The sequence below is a fragment of the Bacteroides cutis genome (assembly GCF_900241005.1).
GTDB lineage: Bacteria > Bacteroidota > Bacteroidia > Bacteroidales > Bacteroidaceae > Bacteroides > Bacteroides cutis.
Genome location: NZ_OEST01000001.1, coordinates 499,035 through 515,439, shown reverse-complemented (window position 1 = coordinate 515,439; position 16,405 = coordinate 499,035). Strand labels below are relative to the sequence as shown.

The following is a 16,405-nucleotide window of genomic DNA, read 5'->3' as shown; positions in this document are numbered from 1 at the left end:
GATAGGAAAAGCCAAAACTTTTCCTATCTTTGTGATATAGAACGCCGATAGAGTTTTGGCTAAAGTATTGTATTAGAGAACGTTTCATTTATTATCTTTTTCTCGAAATTCGGCAAAATTTCATATTACGAAAGGTAATAAGCAAACGGGTCTCACGCACTTTCACGTATATACTCTTGTTATATATCGAATGGCGCGTGAGACTGTTGCTTGTATCTCGTAAAAGGTTTGCCGAAACCTCGGGAAAGATATAGGGCAACAGTTCTCACGCCTTTTGGTAACAAACATTAAGACAAGAGTATGGAAACAAAAAAGACATTACTTTTCAACACTAATCCCCAGCCTGGAGTTGCGGATTTAAATCATCAGCACGCACTGTTCATCGGACTAATAGCAGGAGAGCAAAAACAGTTTTATACTAACAGTCTGACTACCGGTGCCAATCAAAAACTATTAGACTCTCTCCTATCCGATAAAGCCAAAATAAAAGAACCCCTTCAAATTCAATCAATATTCAACTTTCTAAAAGAAGAAGGTGAACGAAGTGCATATAATATCATGATCCCTCTTTTCTTGTCCATCAAAGGAAAAGAAAAACGTGAAGCCGCCATTCAAGAACGATTTATAGGTATCGAACGTCTCGTTCAGTATTGCAGAAACCTAAATAATTTTCTCCAATATATTCAATTCCACAGTACCCTCCGCATCACAAACGAGGATCTACAGCGAGGTATATTGGCATGGGACTTAAGTAAGATGATAATCCTTGCCCGTATCGCCTACGACTACCAACTTATCAATGAAAAAGAAGCATGGGAATATATTGAATTTGCAGACAAGAAATGCCGTGAATGTTTTACATCCTGGGAAGAAGTAGGTAAAAGCTACTTATTAGGACAGGTGATAAATTATCCCGGTGAAGATGAGTTTAAAAAAGTTATCGGATATTATTGTTCTGCCATGAAAGATGTAAAAAGTCCATGGATAAATACACCGTTTTAATTCAAACGGTTTATTTATCCCGCTCAATCACATAATCAAGATAAGAAATAAGAGCTTTTTTTACATCTGTATCAGGAACAACAGACAACAACTGAAGTGCTTTTTCTTTATAAGTATACATCGTTTGAATAGCGTATTCAATACCACCATTCTGCTTGGCAAAGTCGATTAAATGGGCTATTTCTTCATCAGACGCCGTTCCACTCTTTACTTTGACGGCAATGGCTTGTGCTGTACTATTCTCAGTAGAATTCAATGCATAGAGAACAGGCAAAGTCAGCTTTCCTTCTAACATATCATTACCGGTCGGTTTACCGATCTCCTTACTCTCATAATAATCGAATATATCATCTTTTATCTGAAAACAAAGACCGATATACTCACCAAGCAACCGTGCATATTCAGCCTTTTCACCATCTACCCCCACCGACAGGGCACCAGCTTTTGTACAAGCAGCAAATAAAACTGCTGTCTTCTTACGAATAACATCGAAGTAAATATCTTCTGAAAAATGAGGATTACTTACATTGGAAAGTTGCAAAAGTTCCCCCTCCGCCAAATCTTGTCCCAGATTGGAAACGACATCGATAATATCATAATTACGAGTCATACCAACTTCCACCAAAGCCGTAGCCAGCAAATAATCTCCCGACAGCACCGCTACCTTATTATTAAAGATAGCATTTACAGAAAGCTGTCCCCGGCGTTCGGTACTCTCATCCACCACATCATCATGTACCAAACTGGCATTATGCAGAAGTTCTAAAGCAACTGCCGCATGCAATGTAGCGGGACAAACCTCACCATAAAGCTTTGCAGCCAACAGCACCAATATCGGACGCATCATCTTCCCGTTCTTTTGCCGGATATGTGCAATTACACTATTCAACAAAAGATTAGAACTGGAGAGAGAAGTATCAAAATGCTTCTTAAACTCTTCCAATTCTACAGAAATCGGGGATTTAATGAGGGATATACTTTCCATAGACCGTGCTATTTGAGCACAAAAATAGTAATAAAACGGTTAATACGGTATTTTTTTGTACTTTTACCATGAAAAAAAGGATAAATCTATGAATTCTACCGATAAACTTTTCCTACTCGATGCATATGCACTGATATATCGTGCCTATTATGCATTCATCAAAAATCCGCGAATTAATTCAAAAGGCTTCAATACCTCTGCCATCCTAGGTTTTGTAAATACTCTGGAAGAAGTGCTTAAAAAAGAAAATCCCAGTCACATAGGAGTAGCGTTCGACCCTGCCGGACCTACATTCCGTCATGAAGCCTACGAACAGTATAAAGCGCAGCGGGAAGAAACTCCCGAAGCTATCCGTCTCTCTGTACCCATTATAAAGGATATCATTCGTGCCTATCGCATCCCCATCCTGGAAGTTTCCGGCTACGAAGCCGACGACGTAATAGGTACTCTTGCCACTGAAGCCGGTAAACAAGGGATTATCACTTATATGATGACCCCCGACAAGGACTATGGACAGTTGGTATCGGATAAAACATTCATGTATCGTCCCAAACATAGTGGTGGTTTCGAAGTAATGGGAGTGGAAGAGGTAAAAGCCAAATTTGATATCCAATCAACTTCGCAGGTTATCGATATGCTGGGACTGATGGGCGACTCTTCCGATAATATTCCCGGTTGTCCGGGCGTGGGAGAGAAAACCGCACAAAAACTGATTGCCGAGTTCGGAAGTATTGAAAATCTCCTTGAACATACCGACCAACTAAAAGGTGCGCTCAAAACCAAAGTAGAGAATAACCGGGAAATGATTATATTCTCCAAATTTCTCGCCACTATCAAAACCGATGTTCCCATTAAGCTCGACATGAATACACTTGTCCGTGAAGAACCGAACGAAGAAGAACTTCGCAAGATTTTTGAGGAGTTGGAATTTCGTACGCTCATCGATCGCGTTCTTAAAAAAACAAGTACCCCCTCCTCCCCTTCTCCAGCTTCGGTCTCACCTGACCTATTTGCCGGAACCCTATTTGCTCAAGAACCGACCGCCACTCCTGAAAAAAATGATCCGGTTCAAGGCGATTTGTTTGCAAATTTTGCGGGCAATGGGACAGACGGCTCGAAAAATTCAAATCTAACGCGGTTAGAAATGCTCAATGTAGACTACCAACTTATTGATACAGAAGAAAAAAGGGGAAAAATTATTCAAAAGTTACTTACATCTGAAATTCTCTCAATAGATACGGAAACTACAGGAACCGAACCGATGGAAGCAGAATTAGTCGGAATGAGTTTCAGTGACGCTGAAAACAGGGCCTATTACGTACCTGTTCCGGCAAATCGGGAAGAAGCGTTAAAAATAGTAAATGAGTTACGTCCCCTCTATGAAAATGAGAAATCTTTGAAAGTAGGACAAAATATCAAGTATGATATGATAGTCCTCAAAAATTACGGCATTCAAGTAAAGGGAAAACTTTTTGATACAATGCTCGCACATTATGTCCTGCAACCGGAACTTCGTCACAATATGGACTATCTGGCGGAAATCTACCTGCACTATCAAACCATCCACATTGACGAACTCATCGGAGCCAAAGGAAAAAATCAGAAAAACATGCGCGACCTTCCTCCGGAAGATGTTTACCGTTATGCCTGCGAAGATGCGGACGTCACTCTGAAATTGAAGAATATATTGGAGAAGGAATTAAAGAAACAAGATGTAGAACATTTATTCCATGAAATTGAAATGCCCCTTGTCCCCGTACTTGTCAATATAGAGAGTAACGGAGTACGTATCAGCACAGAAGCCTTGAAACAATCATCGGAGCACTTCACTATCCGTTTACAGGAAATAGAAAAGAACATCTACGAAATGGCAGGCGAAACATTCAACATCAGTTCCGCCAAACAGGTAGGCGAGATACTCTTCGACAAACTGAAAATCGTGGATAAAGCCAAAAAAACCAAGACCGGACAGTATGTCACCTCAGAAGAAGTGTTACAGACCTACCGCAACAAACACGAGATTATCGGTAAGATATTGGAATACCGTGGTCTGAAAAAATTGCTCAGCACCTATATCGACGCCCTACCCCAACTGATAAACTCTCGTACCGGACGAATACATACCTCTTTCAACCAAGCAGTAACCGCCACAGGGAGACTCAGCTCCAGTAACCCGAACCTGCAAAACATCCCTATCCGCGATGAAGACGGTAAGGAAATCCGTAAAGCTTTTATCCCGGACGATGGTTGTAAGTTTTTCTCTGCCGACTACTCACAGATTGAACTACGTATCATGGCTCATCTGAGTGGAGACAAAAATATGATAGACGCCTTCCTCAGCGGTTACGACATCCACGCCGCCACCGCCGCAAAGATATACAAGGTAAATATCAATGAAGTAACCGCCGACATGCGCCGCAAAGCCAAGACTGCCAACTTCGGTATCATCTATGGCATTTCTGTCTTCGGACTGGCAGAACGCATGAACGTCTCCCGTCAGGAAGCCAAGGAATTGATTGACGGATACTTTGAGACTTACCCCCAAGTCAAGGAATACATGGATAAAAGCATCCAAGTGGCACGCGAAAACGGCTATGTTGAAACTATCTTCCACCGCAAGCGCTTCCTGCCGGACATCAACTCCCGGAATGCCGTTGTCCGCGGTTACGCCGAGCGGAATGCCATCAACGCCCCCATTCAGGGAAGCGCCGCCGATATCATCAAAGTAGCCATGGCACACATCAATCAACGCTTTCAAAGTAACAATCTGAAAGCAAAAATGATTTTACAGGTCCATGACGAACTAAATTTCAGCGTTCCAGAGGCAGAAAAAGAGATTGTGCAACAAATTGTAATCGAAGAGATGGAGCATGCTTATCGCATGCTCGTACCCCTGAAAGCCGATTGCGGATGGGGGAAAAACTGGTTGGAAGCCCATTAATCGGTTCGATAACTTTATTTAACTTACAATCAGAAAGCAACAGAAGCAATCAGTTTAAAATACAGTTTGTTCACAAGAATATCCGGCAAGCGTTCTGCCGGATATTTTTTGTTCATCTATCTTAGCAAAAAGGAAGCATATTCTTCTTCATCAAATTGACATTTTGATAATATTTAAACCAAAAATTAAGATTATGTCAATATAATACGTACCTTTGCAGCGAAATCAATGACACATTGATAGAATATAGTAAGTTAAACTCTAAAACATAAATCCATGAAGACTTTAAAAAATTTGATTTTATTTGCTTGTCTTTTCGCTTGTGGCATGAATGCGTCAGCTGACAATAAAAGTAACCTCATTTACAATTCGGAAGAGGTAAATGGCGTAATGGTTGGCCAAACCGTATACAAGATGGATGGTGGTACATTATCAAATTACATGAAGTACAACTATAAGTACGACGACCAAAACCGCATGACAGAAAATGAAACTATGAAATGGAACAGTACAGAGAATACATGGAACAAAGATTTGTGTATCCGTTATGCCTATCAAGGTAAGACACTTACCACTACTTACTATAAATGGAACAAAAAGAAAGGTGAATACATCCTGGTTCCCGAAATGACGGTAACAATGGACAACCCGAACATGTAATTCATTCTTTCTCTCTTAAAAAACTTTACTACTAACACTAACCAAAACCTTTATAAAATAAACACATAGCGAAAAAGTAAATTTGGGCAAAGCGTAGCGAATTAGCTGATAGAGCGTTCGTTACGCTTTGTTTTTCTATGGGGCAGAGCCAACGAAATACCACCTCGAAGCCAAACGGTGCAGAAGTTCAGTTACCACCTCGTTACTCCCGTAATGGGTGCAGATTTCTTGCTAAAAGGTTCTGTTTCTGCGTTTTGCGTAGATTTACATAGCTGTCGGTAACTCACTAATAACTAATTTTGTAACCAAAAAAAGGAGTGAGTTATGCGTAGTACATTCAAGGTATTATTTTACGTGAAGAAAGGCAGCGAGAAGCCGAACGGTAACCTGCCTCTGATGTGCCGTATCACGGTGGACGGCGAGATTAAACAGTTCAGTTGCAAGATGGACGTTCCCCCACGCTTGTGGGACGTGAAGAACAGCCGTGCTTCGGGCAAGAGCGTCGAAGCACAGAGAATCAACCTTGCGGTAGATAAAATCCGTGTGGAGGTAAACCGCCGCTACCAAGAACTGATGCAGACGGATGGTTATGTTACCGCCGCCAAGCTCAAAGACGCCTATCTCGGTATCGGCGTCAAGCAGGAAACATTGCTGAAGCTGTTCGAGCAGCACAACGCCGAGTTTGAGAAGAAAGTCGGGCACAGCAGGGCGCAGGGTACATTTACCCGTTATCGGACGGTCTGCAACCATATTCGGGAGTTTTTGCCCCATACCTACAAGCGTGAGGATATTCCGTTAAAGGAACTCAACCTCACGTTCATCAACGACTTCGAGTATTTTTTGCGCACGGAGAAGAAATGCCGCACCAATACCGTGTGGGGCTACATGATTGTGTTGAAACACATCGTTTCGATAGCGAGAAACGACGGGCGTTTGCCGTTCAACCCCTTTGCCGGATATATCAACTCTCCCGAAAGCGTGGACAGGGGCTACCTCACCCAAACGGAGATACAGACGCTCATGGACGCACCCATGAAGAACGCCACCCACGAGCTTGTACGGGACTTGTTCGTCTTTTCGGTGTTCACGGGTTTGGCGTATTCGGACGTGAAGGACCTCACCGCCGACCACCTGCAAACATTCTTCGACGGCAACCTGTGGATAATCACCCGAAGAAAGAAAACCAACACCGAATCGAACATCCGCCTTTTGGACGTTCCCAAGCGTATCATCGAGAAGTACAAGGGACTGGCTCGGGACGGTCATGTTTTCCCCGTTCCGAGCAACGGAAGCTGCAACAAGATACTCAAAGAGATAGGCAGACAATGCGGTTTCAAGGTGCGTTTGACCTACCATGTCGCAAGACACACGAACGCCACGACCGTGCTTCTGTCGCACGGTGTACCCATCGAAACGGTAAGCCGCCTTTTGGGACACACGAACATAAAGACCACCCAAATTTACGCCAAAATCACCGCCCAGAAGATAAGCCAAGACATGGAAACCTTGTCGCACAAGTTGGAGGATATGGAGAAGAATATCTGCCGAGTCATTTAATTAAGAACAGAATACCGATGAAAGAAGAAAGGTACATTATCACGATGGACGGGCAGGGCAATATCTCCCTGCCGAGCGATATAGGCGCAACCGCCATGACCGAGTGGGAAATCTGCGAACTGTTCGGGGTTATCGCCCCGACGGTTCGGGCAGGGATAAAGGCTCTCTGCAAAAGCGGAGTTTTGAGCGTATATGACATAAAGCGCATTATCCGCATATCGGACAGATACAGCGCGGAGGTTTACAACCTCGAAACGATAGCCGCCCTCGCTTTCCGTATCGAGTCCGTTCGGGGCGGCGAAAGTCCGCAAAGTGTTGTTGGAAAGGATTATGCACGGGCGAAAAGAGAACAGCTTGATTTTTCTTTCGCTGAATGTCGGCAGTCAAGCAGTCATATCGTCATGAAGCCGTGTCGCACTGTCGTATTGGAATCATTGAATCTGTAAGTCAGTCCATTAATAACCGACTATATGTAGATACGCAGATTCGATTTTTCGAGCACAGCAAAGCGGAGCAATCATTTCCGTTTACAAAGGCAAAGCAAGCACGGGGCTTTATGTCGGCTAAAAGGTCAGGCGGCTGCGCCGTTTCCCGATAAATCTTCCTCTCGCTTCGCTGCGAGCGTATTTATCGGGAAAACCTTGTATCCGACCGCCCCGTGCAAAAGAGCCTTTGAAAACGGAAACGACCGCCCCGCCACCCACCGACCGAAAGGGAAAAAATAAGGTGGAGTTACGGGCAAGCAGGCGGCAGGGATAGCCATAGCCGAAAGGCAGACGGACAGACGGACGGCACGCCGCAGGGTATTTACGGAGAAAATACCGTAGCTTATTAGGGAATTTTCCGAGCCGCAATACTACGTATCGCTGAAAATTCCCCAATAAGGCAAGGGGCAAGCCCCTCTGCACACCCCATCGGGGACGGCATTTGCCGCCCCCGAAGATACAAAAAATCATTGTTTCACAAGCCAAAAAAGAAAGGAAGAATATATGGGTTTCGTAGTTTTACACATGGAAAAGGCGCACGGCAGCGACAGCGGAACGACCGCACATATCGAGCGGTTCATCATACCGAAGAACGCCGACCCCACACGCACGCACCTGAACCGCAGGCTCATCGGCTACCCCGACGGAGTGAAAGACCGTTCGACGGCTGTTCAGAGAAGACTGGAAGAAGCGGGGCTGACACGCAAAATCGGAAGCAACCAAGTACGGGCTATCCGCATCAACGTGTCGGGAACGCACGAGGACATGAAGCGGATAGAGGAAGAGGGGCGTTTGGACGAGTGGTGCGCCGACAATCTGAAATACTTCGCCGACACGTTCGGAAAGGAGAACATCGTGGCGGCTCACCTGCACAGGGACGAGGAAACGCCGCACATACACGTCACGCTCGTCCCCATCGTCAAGGGAGAGCGAAAGCGCAGGAAAAGGGAGGAGCAGACGAAGAAGCGATACCGCAAGAAGCCGACCGACACCGTGAGGCTGTGCGCAGACGATATTATGACACGGCTGAAATTGAAGTCCTACCAAGATACCTATGCCGAAGCGATGGCGAAATACGGGCTGCGAAGGGGCATAGACGGCTCGAAGGCTCGCCACAAGTCCACGCAGCAGTATTATCGGGATATACAGAAACTCGCCGACAATCTCAAAGCGGAAGTGGTGGACTTGCAACAGCAGAAAGAAACGGCACGGGAGGAACTAAGACGGGCGAAAAAAGAGATACAGACCGAGAAGCTGAAAGGGGCGGCAACCACCGCAGCCGCCAACATCGCCGAGAGCGTCGGTTCTCTTTTCGGCAGTAACAAGGTCAAGACGCTGGAAAGGGAGAACACCGCCCTGCATAGGGAGGTAGCCGACCACGAGGAAACCATCGAAGCCCTGCAAGATAGGATACAGACCATGCAGGCAGACCACAGCCGGGAGATACGGGAAATGCAGCAAAAGCACGGCAGGGAGATAGCAGACAAGGACACAAGGCACAAGCAGGAAATATCGTTTCTGAAAACGGTAATCGCAAGGGCGGCGGCATGGTTTCCCTATTTCCGTGAAATGCTCCGTATCGAAAACCTCTGCCGCCTTGTGGGGTTCGATGAAAGGCAGACCGCAACGCTCGTCAGCGGCAAGCCGTTGGAGTATGCAGGGGAACTCTACTCGGAGGAACACGGACGGAAATTCACGACCGAAAGGGCAGGTTTCCAAGTGCTGAAAGACCCCACGGACGGGACAAGACTGGTTCTTGCCATCGACCGAAAACCCATTGCCGAATGGTTCAAGGAACAGTTCGAGAAGTTAAGGCAGAACATACGCCAACCTATACAACCGCAAAGGAAAAGCAGAGGAATGAAACTGTAATCGACTTATTGTACTGAAAAACATAAAGTACCGTTCATAAATGACTGATGAACGGTACTTTTTTGTAATTTTGCACTATGACAGAAAATAGTTACTTAAACCATATTGAATCGCAGATAAAATCTGAATATTTGTCCGTTCCTTCCAAATCAATTCTTTTGGAGGAAGGAAAAATTGCAGAAAAACTCTATCTAATCCGTAAAGGCTGTCTGCGGCTGTTTTTCTATAATGAAGGGAAAGATATTACTTTTCAATTCTTTTTTGAAGGGGATTTTGTCGCCTCATTCGATAGCCTATATAAACGCACGCCGAGTCTTTTCTATTTGGAGAGTATCGAACCAACGGAACTCACGGCTATAAGAAGAGAGGACTTTTACAATCAAATCAACAATAATTTGTCGTTTAGGCAGTTGTATGAAAAAAAACTCATAGACCGTTTTCATGCTTACCAACAATTGTTCTTGTCAAGAATAAAAAACACACCGCAACAGCGATATGAAGAATTGCTGAAAGAGTATCCCAATATAATACAGCGTGTTCCACAACATTATATAGCGTCTTATCTTGGCATCACTCCTGTTTCTTTATCACGCATCAGAAATCGTCGTTAACTTCATTTCTTTACAATTGTTATCGTTCAGATTCCACTTGAATACCGAATTTTGCACCGTAAATATGAAAACGGTAAGCAATGAAAAAGATTTTTGTAATAGACTGGAGTCTGGTTTTTGTGTTCGTGTTATCAGCATTTTCCGGGATAGGATTGCATATTGCTGGACATGGCATTAATCACGAACTATGGCATAATTGGGCAGTATTTCATGTTTTGACCAGTTTTTTATTTTTTGTAATATCAATATTCCATATAACAACACATTGGGGATGGTATAAAGGAATAATAAAAAATGGGCTTGGTAAAAAAAGTAAAATTACAGTAGTACTGTCAGTTGTATTCTTTCTTGTATCGGTTACGGGAATTATCCTATTAGGAGTAGACGGGGCTAACTCCTACATAGGGCTATTGCACTATAAAATAGGGATTGTTACAATAGTGCTATGTATTGGGCATTTACTAAAACGAATTTCTTTATTACGTAAATCTCTGAAATAATCCACAAGACATAGGGCTAAATAAATAGTCCTTTGCTTTGTGGATTATTAAAAATGTTATATCTTTGTCGGTGAAAGAGTTATTTGGCAGCATAACACCGCAAATCGCTAAAAATCGTACGGTTGCTAACTCGTTACCGCCACTTCTCAAATAATTCGCTAAAAATTTATTTCTCAATCGGTTAAGTCAAACCGATAAAAATCTAAAATAAAAAGCGGCGGAGCACATTGTGTATTCCGCCGCTTTTTATTCATTATTCAAGAGTACGGTATTTGTTCACAGCCGCCCCCATACCGTCAATGAAGCCTATCTTGTTCCTCACACCGTCTATATTGAACTTTACATATTGATCATAATAAAGCGTAGCGCAATCAGAGTTTTCTTCTTTCAGTTTACGATACTCCTTCCAACACTTGTCATATTCTTCAATAGCCAGTTTTATGGCTGTCCGGTCATATTCTCCTGTCCGGTCTCCCTGATACCCCTTCAGCATCACAATCCAGCCTTGTTCCATAATTCTATAAAGCCAATAACCATACAAAGAAGAAGTCCTGATATAATGCTCCACTACTTCATCGCTACATTCCACCCTCCGGGAAAGCTTTACTATTTCTTCCCAAAGAGCAACGGAAAGCTTCATCTCGTACAAAGCTTCGTCAACGTTACCTTTTTTCAAAATCGCGTCGAACACTTTCTTCAATTGGTTCGTACCCCCCAAATAATGATCGCGCGTCCACGTAACACTGACAGGGTGTATCAACGAACCTCTTCCCCGGATAATAGCATCGGGAGTCAGAAGGCACAATCTGCGGAAATAAGGTAATGACTCATCGGAAATCCCTATTTTTAATGCATACTCATTGAAGATCTCTTTTTCTGCCCGGTCGGGATTTTTCGCCCACTGGCTCATTACATACGTATTCAAGTCGCACCAGAGTTCATTAGAAATATAAGGGCCAAACCAACCGCCCCCTCTCGACCATGTCCACACACCGGAGAAGAGAGGATTGTCTTTTATATCGTTCAGACAACGTGGCGCAGCATCATTCTTAGTCTCCTCGAACCCGTTAATCACAGCATCGGCCATGTAGTTCGGATAGGCTCCTTTTCCTTCGTATTCTCGCTGGCATTGTACCTCTATCACCTGCTTATGCTTTCCCAAAGTAATCGTTCTATTGAAAGGGAAAGTCCTGAAATAATCACCATTCGTATGCTTGATGGCAAGATAGAGATTGGAATGCGGTTCCACCTGTTCCGTCACGGCCAGATAATAGTCCGGACGGACATGGAAGAAACCAAAATCCCATGTCCGGTATACAATCTTCTTATTCCGCTTCACACATACCTCTTCCCTCAGCAAATTCATCAGCTTGGCATGTATCTCGATGCTCTTGTCATACTTCTTTTTATAATCTACCGGTCCGTTTCCCGTATGATACGGGATGTTGTGCGTATAAGTCTCACCCGTACGAATGACCAATCCATCCATTTCCGGAAAACGCTCGAACAACTCCTTCAGCATCGCCCGGTGTATCTCCCATGTCTTGGGCTTCTCGAACGAAATCTTTCCTTCTTCGTCGCATATCTCGTCTTTATAAAGATCTACCAGTTTCTTAGGCAGCACAATGATATCCGTAAAGTAGAAAGCTTGCAAACCATTCCGGTGACATTCATCAATCTGAGTCCTGATTTCCTTCGTCAGCATTTCTACCCAAGCCCTCTCTTCCGAACCTTTCGGAAAGATACGCTTGTCGAACTTAGAAAAACTGACGGCACACTGCGGAAACTTAAACTCATTGATAACCATGCCATTCATCCCGAAAGAAGCCAACTTCTCCGGATTGCGAAAAGCGGTTTGCGTCATGGCATCTCCCGGATTATGATGTACCATATCCATTACCAGATAATCTTTTTTCTCTGACTGCTGCGCAATAATAGGTAAAGACAAGCAAATACCCATACTCAATAATATCCACTTTTTCATTCTCTTCTATCTGTTAATTAATATTCTTGTTAATTCCCCACTGCTTATTGGGCTCACTTCCCATTACAAACGACAGAATACCCCCTTTCATAATATCCTCATGCGACAAGATAGACCGGCTATAAGGTTTCCCATTCAATGTAGCTGACTGGATATAGATATTCTTCTCCGAATATCCTTTCGCCTCAACCCTGAATTCTCTGCCGCTCTCAAGAGTGATGACCACTTCCTCAAAACCGGGACTTCCAATTACATAATACGGTGAACCGGGACATACCGGATAAAAGCCCATCATACCGAACACCAGCCATGCCGACATTTGTCCGGCATCATCATTCCCACTCAGTCCGTCCGGTGCAGGATAATATTCCCTTTCCAGTATTCTATGAACCCACTTCTGGGTCTTCCATGGCTCACCGGACAATGCAAAAAGATAAGGGATATGATGCCCCGGCTCATTACCGTGCCAGTAATAATCTTTCTCAAAGAAAGTATCAAGCCGGTTTATAAAGCGTTCCTTACCAATATGTTTCATCAGCCCTTCCACATCGTGGGGCACGTACCAGGTATAGTGAAAAGGCGTACCCTCACAGATATAATCTGCGGACTTATCAAATTCAAAAGGTTCCACCCACTTACCGTCTGCATGCCGTCCGCGGGCATATCCCGTTTCAGGATCAATCACGTTCTTATAGTTCATCGCCCTATGGGACAATACTTCATAATCAACCTTCTTCCCAAGCTTGCAGGCAACCTGCGACAAGACAAAATCATCATAAGCATACTCCAACGTGCGCGACACCTGTTCCCGTTTATGAAATGCATCCCACACATTGTCTTCCAATGGTATATAATCATATTGCAGATAAGAGTCCAGTGCTCTGCGCCCTTTACCTTCCACATAACTTTTTTTATCCGTATTTACCTGGAACGCATTCTTACGCATCAATCGGTAAGCCTCCTCATAGTCAAAACCCGGAATGTCTTTTACAATAGCGTCACCCAGCATCGCGATACCATGGTCGCCAATCATCGCCGCGGTATAATTGTTCCACAACGGGAAAATAGGTAACCATCCGCCTTGCTGCCCTTTTAGAATAAATGATTTTGAGAAATCCCCCACTATAGAAGGACTTAGAATGGTATAAAGCGGTAATACAGCCCTATAAATATCCCACATAGAAAAGTCACAGTAATAGGAAAACCCTTTTGCCTGATGCACAGTATGCTTTTCCGCAAAACCGGGATAGTATCCTTTGACATCACTGAACGTACGCGGAAGCATACGGGCATTATAAAGAGCCGTATAGAATTGCGTTTTCTTTTTTTCATCATTACCCTTTACGGCTATCTGTCCCAAAGCCTTTTCCCAGTCGGCAGCCGAACGGGATTTCACTGTCTCAAAATCCCAATCCGGTATCTCCGTCTCCAGGTTCTCGCGGGCATTATCAACACTTGTAAAGGAAGTCCCTATCTTCACCTTCATGCAATTGTTCTTCAAGGCCGACAGCTTTATCCAAGCGCCTACTTCACATCCTTTACCCTCAATTTCCGTTTGTCCCACTACAACCATACTGTCTTTCCACACGCCGAAGGTATCGAAATCGGTTTCAAACTTGACTACAAAATATCCACTGAAACCGGCACTCTTACCACCTCCCTGATAAATACGATAGGCGGGATTATAACCGGTCACTTCCCTGTTTTTCGTATCAATTCTGATATATCCCTGTTTTTTATCACTGTTCGGCTCAATAACGATATACCGTTCTCCTTCATCCGGGGGAAAATTAAACCGCATCATTCCCGCATGAGAAAGACCGGTCATCTCCGCACGAATTCGGTAGTCCTCCAAAGTTACCTCATAACAAGAGGGCTTTGCCATTTCTTTATCATGGCCGAAGTGTGAAGCACGTTCCCGGGCATCCGTCTTCAACTCTCCCACCATCGGCATTAGGGTGACACTTCCATAATCTTGCGTACACGAACCGCTTATCCAGTGACTTGCCCTGAAACCCTGAATTTCGTTGTGATAATAATAATACGGAGGATTACATTTACGTTCACCTTCCAGCGTCTGCGCCACCCAATTCGTCATTCCATTGGGTACTCCCACAGCGGGCATAGTCTGGCCTTTTTCTTCCGACGGAGCTTTATCTCCCCGGGCATGCCGCTGTACATCTGTACCGATAAGCGGATTTACATAGTCCCCAAATTTCCCTGTTTGTGCCATCAGGTTACCCGACAGCAACAATGCGCACAATACGCCTGCATACAATTTCATAAATACCGTGTCGTGTTTGATTGTTGATACACCAGCATTTTACATCCCATACTGATATATAAGCAAAAATAAAGCAAATATCCGAAACAGCCAAAAACTATATTATAAAGAAACACACAGATAAATAAAGCCCTACCTTTGTGCCAATAAAAAAAATAAATATGATACCTCAAGAACTTATTCGTTACATAGAAACAGAAATCATCCCCCGATACAAAGATTTTGATAAAGCACACAATTTGTCGCATGTGGAAACCGTTATTGACGAAAGTCTGGCACTTGCCCGCCAACATCCCGAAACCGACGAGCGCATGGTCTATACTATCGCGGCTTATCATGACACAGGGCTCTGCCGCGACCGGGCCACACATCATCTTTTGTCCGGAGAGATACTGGCGGCAGATGATACCCTGCATCAATGGTTCTCAGAGGAAGAAATACAAACGATGAAAGAAGCCGTAGAAGACCACCGGGCATCTACCGACCATGAGCCCCGCAGTATCTATGGCAAAATCGTTGCCGAAGCCGACCGTATTATTGACCCGGACATCACCCTGCGCCGCACCGTGCAATATGGTCTGAAGCAAAACCCTACGACAGATGAGGAATGGCACTACCTACGGTTCCACAAACATCTGATGGAAAAGTATGCACCGGGCGGCTATCTGAAACTTTGGTTCCCTAATTCCAAAAATGCAGAACGGCTGAAAGAACTGCAAACCATCATTGCTGATGAAACGTTGCTGAAGTCTGTCTTCCACCGGCTATATGCCGAGGAAAGACGATAGAGAAAAGGGATTTTCCTTCCCTACCATTGCCGACTTTGTGCCAATAAAGTGGCAAAGCCTTGCCAATAGGGTGGCACAAGCATGCCAATATGATGGCAAAGTTGTGCCACTCTATTGGCACAATACTGGCATTAAAGGGATGAATTTAAAGGCTTTGCTTCAGGTATATCATATCTTTTAATAATATGCCCTCTTCCACTATAGGATGGTCGTAATTATCGGTAAAAAAGTTCTCGATACGGTGGGAATATTCAAAACCGCAACTTTTATAAAATCCGGTTGTCCCCGGAACATCTCCGGTCCCGACTATCATTTGAGTATATCTTCCCGAATAGTGATTTATCAGATAGTTTATCATTGTCCTTCCATATCCCTGCCGTTGGAAATCAGGAGTAACAGCCAAGTTTTTCAGTTCACAAACACCGCTTCCTTCGTCGGTAACCACACAAACGGCTTTAACGCCCCGATCTTCGAGCACAAACATTTCGCCCCGTTCCAAGTAACGGTCGATCATGGACTCTTGCTCATCGGCAAGCAACAGTAAATCCAAATACTGCTTTTTATTGGCAATAACCAAAGACAGGTTCATAATCTTTTCCATTTTATCCATGTGAACAAAGATAAGTATTCCCTCCTTAAAAACTGATATTCCACAAAAGAGAAAGTATAAGAAGATTACCGCATTAGCCTAAAATTGATTATCTTTGCACCCCAAAATGAGACAAAAAAGAATGAT

Annotated in this window: 13 protein-coding genes and 1 pseudogene; 9 read left to right on the top strand and 5 right to left on the bottom strand. The window is 44.0% G+C overall.

Features of this window, described 5'->3' with window-relative positions; all coding sequences use genetic code 11:
* Positions 1–300: 300 nt before the first annotated feature.
* Positions 301–1,002 (top strand): DUF1266 domain-containing protein, encoded by a 702-nt coding sequence (locus C1A09_RS02015; RefSeq protein WP_245874949.1) that lies wholly within the window; start codon positions 301–303, stop codon positions 1,000–1,002.
* A gap of 10 nt (positions 1,003–1,012) precedes the next feature.
* Here the strand turns inward: C1A09_RS02015 and C1A09_RS02010 are convergent, their stop codons facing one another.
* Positions 1,013–1,987: a polyprenyl synthetase family protein gene (locus tag C1A09_RS02010; protein ID WP_101542059.1), complete on the bottom strand. Its 975-nt coding sequence runs from the start codon at positions 1,985–1,987 to the stop codon at positions 1,013–1,015.
* Between the two features lie 88 nt (positions 1,988–2,075).
* On the opposite strand from C1A09_RS02010, the gene polA reads away from it, so the two are divergent.
* The 4 genes and pseudogenes from polA (at position 2,076) to C1A09_RS01990 (ending at position 7,550) form a co-directional block, all read left to right on the top strand.
* Positions 2,076–4,928, top strand: a complete 2,853-nt coding sequence (polA, locus tag C1A09_RS02005) for a DNA polymerase I (RefSeq protein WP_101542058.1) — start codon at positions 2,076–2,078, stop codon at positions 4,926–4,928.
* Positions 4,929–5,204: 276 nt separating this feature from the next.
* Complete coding sequence (locus C1A09_RS02000; RefSeq protein WP_101542057.1) at positions 5,205–5,588, top strand: DUF3836 domain-containing protein; 384 nt, start codon at positions 5,205–5,207, stop codon at positions 5,586–5,588.
* 324 nt (positions 5,589–5,912) lie between these two features.
* Entirely contained in the window at positions 5,913–7,145 is a 1,233-nt protein-coding gene (locus tag C1A09_RS01995) for a site-specific integrase (RefSeq protein ID WP_101542056.1), read from the top strand.
* Positions 7,146–7,162: 17 nt separating this feature from the next.
* Positions 7,163–7,550 (top strand): annotated as a pseudogene (locus tag C1A09_RS01990) (hypothetical protein).
* A gap of 158 nt (positions 7,551–7,708) precedes the next feature.
* Here C1A09_RS01990 and C1A09_RS16270 read toward each other — a convergent pair.
* Entirely contained in the window at positions 7,709–8,101 is a 393-nt protein-coding gene (locus C1A09_RS16270; protein WP_180949161.1) for a hypothetical protein, read from the bottom strand.
* 33 nt (positions 8,102–8,134) lie between these two features.
* Between C1A09_RS16270 and mobV the strand changes: the two genes are divergently transcribed.
* From mobV to C1A09_RS01970, 3 genes are all read left to right on the top strand, one after another.
* The gene (gene mobV, locus C1A09_RS01980; RefSeq protein WP_101542055.1) at positions 8,135–9,502 is read left to right on the top strand and encodes a MobV family relaxase; all 1,368 of its coding nucleotides are present in this window, start codon (positions 8,135–8,137) and stop codon (positions 9,500–9,502) included.
* Between the two features lie 77 nt (positions 9,503–9,579).
* Positions 9,580–10,113: a Crp/Fnr family transcriptional regulator gene (locus C1A09_RS01975; RefSeq protein WP_101542054.1), complete on the top strand. Its 534-nt coding sequence runs from the start codon at positions 9,580–9,582 to the stop codon at positions 10,111–10,113.
* Positions 10,114–10,193: 80 nt separating this feature from the next.
* Entirely contained in the window at positions 10,194–10,613 is a 420-nt protein-coding gene (locus C1A09_RS01970) for a DUF4405 domain-containing protein (RefSeq protein WP_101542053.1), read from the top strand.
* Between the two features lie 253 nt (positions 10,614–10,866).
* On the opposite strand, the gene C1A09_RS01965 is transcribed toward C1A09_RS01970, so the two are convergent.
* Positions 10,867–12,597 (bottom strand): hypothetical protein, encoded by a 1,731-nt coding sequence (locus C1A09_RS01965; RefSeq protein ID WP_101542052.1) that lies wholly within the window; start codon positions 12,595–12,597, stop codon positions 10,867–10,869.
* A 13-nt stretch (positions 12,598–12,610) separates the two neighbouring features.
* The gene (locus C1A09_RS01960; RefSeq protein ID WP_101542051.1) at positions 12,611–14,881 is read right to left on the bottom strand and encodes a GH92 family glycosyl hydrolase; all 2,271 of its coding nucleotides are present in this window, start codon (positions 14,879–14,881) and stop codon (positions 12,611–12,613) included.
* Positions 14,882–15,042: 161 nt separating this feature from the next.
* Between C1A09_RS01960 and C1A09_RS01955 the strand changes: the two genes are divergently transcribed.
* Entirely contained in the window at positions 15,043–15,669 is a 627-nt protein-coding gene (locus C1A09_RS01955; protein WP_101542050.1) for an HD domain-containing protein, read from the top strand.
* Positions 15,670–15,814: 145 nt separating this feature from the next.
* Here C1A09_RS01955 and C1A09_RS01950 read toward each other — a convergent pair whose 3' ends face one another.
* The gene (locus C1A09_RS01950; RefSeq protein ID WP_101542425.1) at positions 15,815–16,258 is read right to left on the bottom strand and encodes a GNAT family N-acetyltransferase; all 444 of its coding nucleotides are present in this window, start codon (positions 16,256–16,258) and stop codon (positions 15,815–15,817) included.
* Between the last annotated feature and the right edge of the window lie 147 nt (positions 16,259–16,405).